We start from the raw sequence: 6,425 nt of genomic DNA, 5'->3' as shown, positions 1-6,425 counted from the left end.
TTTGCGGTTTTAGCTGTCTTCTTTGCCTACTTTCTTTGCAGCAGCAAAGAAAGTAGGTGCCGCCCCGCACAGGGGCAACGCTAATAGACCGATAAGACAACAAGGAAAGGCCAACACCGCAAAGAACAAAGACAAAAAAAGGCCTCCCCCCGCCCAGGGGCAAAATCAAAACCTCATCATCAACTTCAACACCGCGTTCACGCGTCTACCGTACGGTGGCGAAATCAACCCGCGCGCATTCAAGCGCGCCTGCATGAGCACGGGCTTCATCTTGGAAAAAGTAACGAACCCCTCGTACCCGTGGTACGCCCCCATCCCACTCGCCCCGACCCCGCCGAACGGCAAACTCTCACATGCCAGATGCATCAGCGTCTCGTTAACGGCCATGCCGCCGGCGATCGTTTCATGCGTGACACGCTCAACCGTCCGCGCATCGTCGGCATAGAGATAAAGCGCCAGCGGCCGCGGCCGCGCATTGATCCACGCGATCGCGTCGTCGAGCGTGTCGTACGGCACGAGCGGCAACAGCGGCCCGAAAATCTCCTCCTGCATCAGCGCGCATTCGTCCGGCGCGCCAGTCACGGCGATCAGCGGAAAGCGCCGGCTCCCGGCATCGGGCGTCGCGTTGGTCAGCGCATGCAATTGCGCGCCCGCAGCCCGCGCTTCGTGGGCGAGACGTTCGAGCCGCTCGAAGTGCCGCGAAGAAATGATCGACGTGTAATCCGGGTTCTGCGCGAAGTCCGGATACATCCTCGCCATCCGCACGCGCGCCCGTTCGATGAACGCCTGCTCCTTGCCGCGCGGCACCAGCACGTAGTCGGGCGCCACACAGGTCTGCCCCGCGTTCAGCGTCTTGCCGGCGATCAGATTGTCGACCGCGTTGTCGAAACGCGCATGCGCGCCGATCAGCGCCGGCGACTTGCCGCCGAGTTCGAGCGTGACCGGCGTCAGATGCTCGGCCGCCGCGCGCATCACTTCGTGACCGACCTTCGTCGAGCCGGTGAACAGCAGATGATCGAACGGCAGCGCGCTGAACGCGGCCGCGAGCGCAGCATCGCCGTTGACGACCGCGACGTGAGTGCGCGCGAACGTCTGACCGATCAGCAGCTCGAATAGCGCCGAGGTGCGCGGCGTCAGTTCGGACATCTTGATGATCGCGCGATTGCCCGCTGTCAGCGCGCTGATCAACGGGCCGACCGCGAGCAGCACCGGATAATTCCACGGCACGATGATGCCGACCACGCCGAGCGGCTGCGGCACCACCTTCGCGCGCGCCGGCAGCAGCCACTTGTTGGTGCGGCGGCGCTGCGCTTTCATCCAGCGCTTGCCGTGACGCAGCGCGGCGTCGATCTCTTCCTTCACGAGCAGGAATTCGGCGAGCAGCACCTCTTCCTTCGCGCGATTGCCGAAGTCCGCGTGCATCGCGTCGGCAAGCGCGTCGCGATTGTCGAGCATCAGCTTGCGCAGCGCACGCAGATGCGTCGCGCGCGTGTCCCACGACGGATACGGCGCGCGCAGATACGCATGACGTTGATCGCGCAACAGTGCTTGGAGCGCGGCGACCTCCGGCACATCGTTCTTCATGTGAGTCCACTCCCAGACGGATGACCGTGCGCGTCGAGCGCACTTATATTGGTTTGAGGTTGAGTCGGAGTTGCGAGCGGTGCGCTCGGGGTTTGCGTGCCCGCCGCGTTTACCCGGGAAAGGCGCGCTCGACGATCGCCGCGTGATCGAACGTGGCCGGCAGCGTGCCGTACACGCGGCCGCTTTCGCCGCAGCCGTCGGCGAGACGCGTCGCGATGAACGCGTCGGCGACCCCGGCGGGCGCGTGCTGCGCGAGCAGCGTCGCCTGCGCGATCAGCACGATCTGCTGCGCGATACGTCGAGCCGACGCCTCGCGCGGTTCGGCCGGTCCGTTCAGTGTCGCGGCGAGACGCGCGAGCGCCGCGCCCAGCGCCGGATGCGCGCGCGCGACGTCCTGCCAGGCGGCGAACAGCGCTTGCGCGGCCTGCGGCTCGCGCTCCATCGCGCGCAGCACGTCGAGGCACATCACGTTGCCCGAGCCTTCCCAGATCGAGTTGACCGGCGCCTCGCGATAGAAGCGCGCCATCGGCCCGGTTTCGACGTAGCCGTTGCCGCCCCAGACTTCCATCGCCTCGCCGGTGAATTCGAGCGCGCGCTTGCAGACCCAGTACTTCGCGGCAGGCGTAACGATGCGCCGCCAGGCGCGTTCGGCCGATGAAGCCGACGACGCGTCGGCGGATTCCTCGAACGCGCGCGCGAGACGCATGAACAGCACCGTAGCCGCTTCGGATTCGAGCGCGAGATCGGCGAGCACGTTGCGCATCAGCGGCTGCTCGGCAAGGTGCCGGCCGAACGCGCTGCGATGCCGCGCATGATGGACCGCCTGCACGAGCGCGGCACGCATCAGCGCGGCGCTGCCGATCACGCAGTCGAGCCGCGTGTAGCTCGCCATTTCGATGATGGTCGGCACGCCGCGTCCTTCGTCGCCGATCATCACACCGTACGCGTCGAGAAATTCGACTTCGCTGCTTGCGTTGGAGCGATTGCCGAGCTTGTCCTTCAGACGCTGGATCTGCACCGCGTTCTTGCTGCCGTCCGGCGCGAAGCGCGGCACGAAAAAGCACGACAGCCCCTCGTGCGTGTCGGTGCGCGCGAGCACCAGATGCGCGTCGCACTGCGGCGCCGAGAAGAACCATTTATGACCGACGAGCCGGTAGGCGCCGCCGCGTCCGCCGGCACCGTCGAACGCATGGGCGCGCGTGCGGTTGCTGCGCACGTCGGAGCCGCCCTGTTTCTCGGTCATGCCCATGCCGATCATCGCCGAGCGCTTTTGCGTGAGCGGCACGTCGCGCGGATCGTGCTCGCGTGTGTACAACTGGTCGCGCAGCGTATCGAACAACGTGGATTCGCGCTGCAACACTGGAATGCTCGCGAATGTCATCGTCAGTGGGCACAGCGAGCCGGATTCGATCTGCGCATGCATGAAGTAGCCGGCGCAGCGCGCAGCCATCGCGCCGCTTCGCGGCTCGGCGAACGGAAGCGCGTGTAGCCCTTCGCGGCGCAGCAGCGCGAGCAGTTCATGCCACGCGGGATGGAACTCGAGCGCGTCGATGCGCTCGCCGCGCGGACTATGCGTGACCAGCTCCGGCGTATGGCGGTTGGCGAGCTCCGCGAGCGCGAGCGTGTCGGGCGTCGTCAGCGTCGCGCCGTGTCGCAGCAGCGCCTCGCGATGCCAGCTCGCGCCGTCGCGATCGACGGCCGCGCTCAAAGCGGCGTCGCTCGCGAACAGGTTGTAGTCCGCGAGCGGCGGTGCCTGATTCGTCACCTCGTGAGTCTGGCCGAAGCCGTGCCGTTCCATCTGCTGTCTCCGTGCTTTCGCTATTGTGCGCCGCTTCGCCGACGGCATCCCCGATGCGCTTTGTCGCATCTGTTCGAGCGCCGCGCGTGATGCCGCATGCCGGAAGGAGGGCGCGCGTCGCGCCATGTTTGGAAGCCGCGCGCGGGCCGTACGCGCCTTTCATCATAGGGGCGCGTTGCCGCCGGCGTTTAGAGGAATCGTTCTGTCAGGGAGCCGCCGCAGCCCCAATACGCTCCCTACAATGCGCAGAAAACACACGTAGACAAGTGTGCACGAGACAGGGTCCGCGAGCAACGCGGACCATCAGGAGGAGCGCATGCAATACGACTACATCGTCGTCGGTGCGGGCTCGGGCGGCTGCACGCTCGCGAGCCGTCTCGCGGATAGCTGTCCCGACGCGACCATCGCGCTGATCGAGGCCGGTCCGCATACCGGGCGTAATCTGTTGGTGGACATGCCGGTCGGCGTCGCGGCCGTGGTGCCGAATAGACTGAAGACCAACTACGGCTACCTGACCACGCCGCAGCCGGGGCTCGCCGGTCGCCAGGGCTATCAGCCGCGCGGACGCGGTTTCGGCGGATCGAGCGCGATCAACGCGATGATCTACACGCGCGGCCATCCGCTCGATTACGACGAGTGGGCGCGGCTCGGCTGCGACGGCTGGTCGTGGGCCGAGGTGCTGCCGTATTTCCGCCGCGCCGAACACAACGAGCGCGGGGCCGATGCGTGGCATGGCGAGGCCGGTCCGCTGACCGTGTCCGATCTGCGCTTCAGGAATCCGTTTTCCAGGCGCTTCGTGCAGGCCGCGCTCGAAGCGGGCTACAAAGCGAACGACGACTTCAACGGCGCGGACCAGGAAGGCATCGGCTTCTATCAGGTCACGCAACGTGACGGGCGCCGTTGCAGCGTCGCGCGCGCGTACATCTACGACCGGCCGCGCGCGAACCTGCACACGATGGCCGACGCGACCGTGCTGCGCGTCGTGTTCGACGGCAAGCGCGCGAGCGGCGTCGAAATCGTGCGCGGCGGCCGCGCCGAAACGCTCGCGGCGCGCGCCGAGGTCGTGCTCGCCGCTGGGGCGTTCAACTCGCCGCAACTGTTGATGTGCTCGGGCATCGGGCCGGCCGCGCATCTGCGCTCGCTCGGCATCGACGTGCTTCACGATGCGCCCGAGGTCGGCCAGAACCTGATCGATCACATCGATTTCACGATCAACAAACGCGTGAGGTCGATCGAGCCCACCGGTTTCTCGGTGCGCGGCATCGCGCGGATGCTGCCGCAATTCGTGACCTTCATGCGACACGGGCGCGGCATGCTGACGAGCAACGTCGCCGAGGCGGGCGGTTTTCTGAAGAGCCGGCCGACGCTCGCGCGGCCCGATCTGCAACTGCATTTCTGCGCGGCGATCGTCGACGATCACAACCGCCATATGCACTGGGGCCACGGCTATTCGCTGCATGTATGCGTGCTGCGTCCGCATAGCCGCGGCACCGTGACGCTCGCAAGCGCCGATGCGCGTGTCGCGCCGCTGATCGATCCGCGCTTTCTGAGCGATGCGCGCGATCTCGATCTGCTCGTCGAGGGCGCGAAGATGGCGCGGCGCATTCTCGGCGCGCCGTCGCTCGCGCTGCACGGCGGCGAGGAGTTGTACACGCGGCCGGGGCAATCGGATGCGGAACTGCGCCAGACGATCGCCGAGCGCGCGGACACGATCTATCACCCGGTCGCGACCTGCCGGATGGGCGGCGACGCGCGCTCGGTCGTCGATCCGCAATTGCGCGTGCGCGGCGTGACGGGGTTGAGGATCGTCGATGCGTCGGTCATGCCGACCCTGATCGGCGGCAACACCAATTCGCCGACGGTGATGATCGGTGAACGGGCGGCGGAGTTGATCGCGACGAGCCGGCGAGACGGAGCGGGGAGGTCGGCGACGGTGACGCCCCCGAACCCAGGTGACATGCCGGCGCAGGCGGTTTGATCGCCGTTTGCAAGGAGGTCGGCAAACGCGAGCGGCGTAACGCGGCCGGACGCCGCCCGTCACTCGCCTGAGGGTGGCAGAGCTCCTTGCGGCGCTGTGATTCCGTTAAAGCCGATCCCCGGTCCGAATATGAAATCGTCGCTGACGTGTGTCGGCAGCGTTTCGCGCGCGACGTCGAGCCACGCGCGCGCCGCGTGCGACAGATAGCCGTTGCGGCGCCAGCCGATCGCCATCTCCCACGGGATCTCCGGTTCGACGACCGGGCGGCAGGTGAACTGCGCGGGGTTGAGCCGCCGGCAATAGGGCGCGGGCAGCAGCGCGATGCCGACGCCGGCCAGCACCAGCGCCGCCATGAAGTCCCAATGCCCGCTGCGCCCGACGATCGCGGGCGAAAATCCCGCCGCGCGGCACGCGTTCAGCACGACGTCGTTCAGCGCGAGGCTTTCGCCGTAAAACACGAACGGCTCATCGGCGAGTTGGGCGAGCGGCACCTCGTTCAACGCATCCCAGCGCGAGCCGGCGCGCGCGACGAGCCACAACAGCTCGTGCGACATCGGCAGCACGTCGATGTTGTCGGGGTCGACCGGCTGCAGCACACCGCCCAGTTCCAGTTCACCGTTGATCAGCGCGGCTTCGATCGCGCGCGAGCCCTGCTCGAACAGCTTCAGCTCGATCTTCGGATAGCGCTGGCGGAACGCGGCGATTGCGGGTGTGAAGAGCGCACCGCCCATCGGCGGAATGCCGATTGCCAGTTCACCGCGCCCGAGCGTGTCGAGATCGTTCAGCTCGGCCTGCAGTTGCGCGTGCGCGGCGAGCACGTCCTGGCCGCGCTGATAGACGATCCGGCCCACGTCGGTGAGAACCATCTGGCGGCCGTCGCGCAGCAGCAGCGGCGAGCCGATTTCGTCTTCCAGCGACTTGACCATCTTGCTGATGGTCGGCTGCGTGACGAACATCTGCTCAGCGGCGACGGTGAAGCTTTGCTGACGGACCACTTCGACGAAATAGCGCAGCGCGCGGAGTTCCATGAGCGTGGTCTCCAGAATTCCAGTTTGGAATGATTTC

General features: G+C 66.8%; 4 protein-coding genes. 1 reads left to right on the top strand and 3 read right to left on the bottom strand.

Going from position 1 to position 6,425, the window contains the following annotated elements:
• Positions 1-165: 165 nt before the first annotated feature.
• Both HDG32_RS32420 and HDG32_RS32415 read right to left on the bottom strand, forming a co-directional pair.
• Positions 166-1,584: a coniferyl aldehyde dehydrogenase gene (locus HDG32_RS32420; protein WP_184073585.1), complete on the bottom strand. Its 1,419-nt coding sequence runs from the start codon at positions 1,582-1,584 to the stop codon at positions 166-168.
• A 109-nt stretch (positions 1,585-1,693) separates the two neighbouring features.
• A complete protein-coding gene (locus tag HDG32_RS32415) occupies positions 1,694-3,382 on the bottom strand; it encodes an isovaleryl-CoA dehydrogenase (RefSeq protein ID WP_184073583.1) in 1,689 nt (562 codons plus the stop codon).
• 316 nt (positions 3,383-3,698) lie between these two features.
• On the opposite strand from HDG32_RS32415, the gene HDG32_RS32410 reads away from it, so the two are divergent.
• A complete protein-coding gene (locus tag HDG32_RS32410) occupies positions 3,699-5,360 on the top strand; it encodes a GMC family oxidoreductase (protein ID WP_184073581.1) in 1,662 nt (553 codons plus the stop codon).
• Positions 5,361-5,419: 59 nt separating this feature from the next.
• Here the strand turns inward: HDG32_RS32410 and HDG32_RS32405 are convergent, their stop codons facing one another.
• Positions 5,420-6,388, bottom strand: coding sequence for a LysR family transcriptional regulator (locus HDG32_RS32405; protein ID WP_184073580.1), 969 nt, complete (start codon positions 6,386-6,388; stop codon positions 5,420-5,422).
• Between the last annotated feature and the right edge of the window lie 37 nt (positions 6,389-6,425).

This window comes from Paraburkholderia sp. CI2 (assembly GCF_014201055.1).
Classification (GTDB): domain Bacteria; phylum Pseudomonadota; class Gammaproteobacteria; order Burkholderiales; family Burkholderiaceae; genus Paraburkholderia; species Paraburkholderia tuberum.
The sequence above is the reverse complement of the archived record's forward strand: the minus strand, read 5'-3'. Positions and strand labels throughout refer to the sequence as shown.

Excerpts from the sequence above, each read along its gene's own strand:
- HDG32_RS32415 (WP_184073583.1), bottom strand. The coding sequence starts at position 3,382 with ATGGAACGGCACGGCTTCGGCCAGACTCACGAGGTGACGAATCAGGCA.
- HDG32_RS32405 (WP_184073580.1), bottom strand. The coding sequence starts at position 6,388 with ATGGAACTCCGCGCGCTGCGCTATTTCGTCGAAGTGGTCCGTCAGCAA.
- HDG32_RS32410 (WP_184073581.1), top strand. The coding sequence starts at position 3,699 with ATGCAATACGACTACATCGTCGTCGGTGCGGGCTCGGGCGGCTGCACG.
- HDG32_RS32420 (WP_184073585.1), bottom strand. The coding sequence starts at position 1,584 with ATGAAGAACGATGTGCCGGAGGTCGCCGCGCTCCAAGCACTGTTGCGC.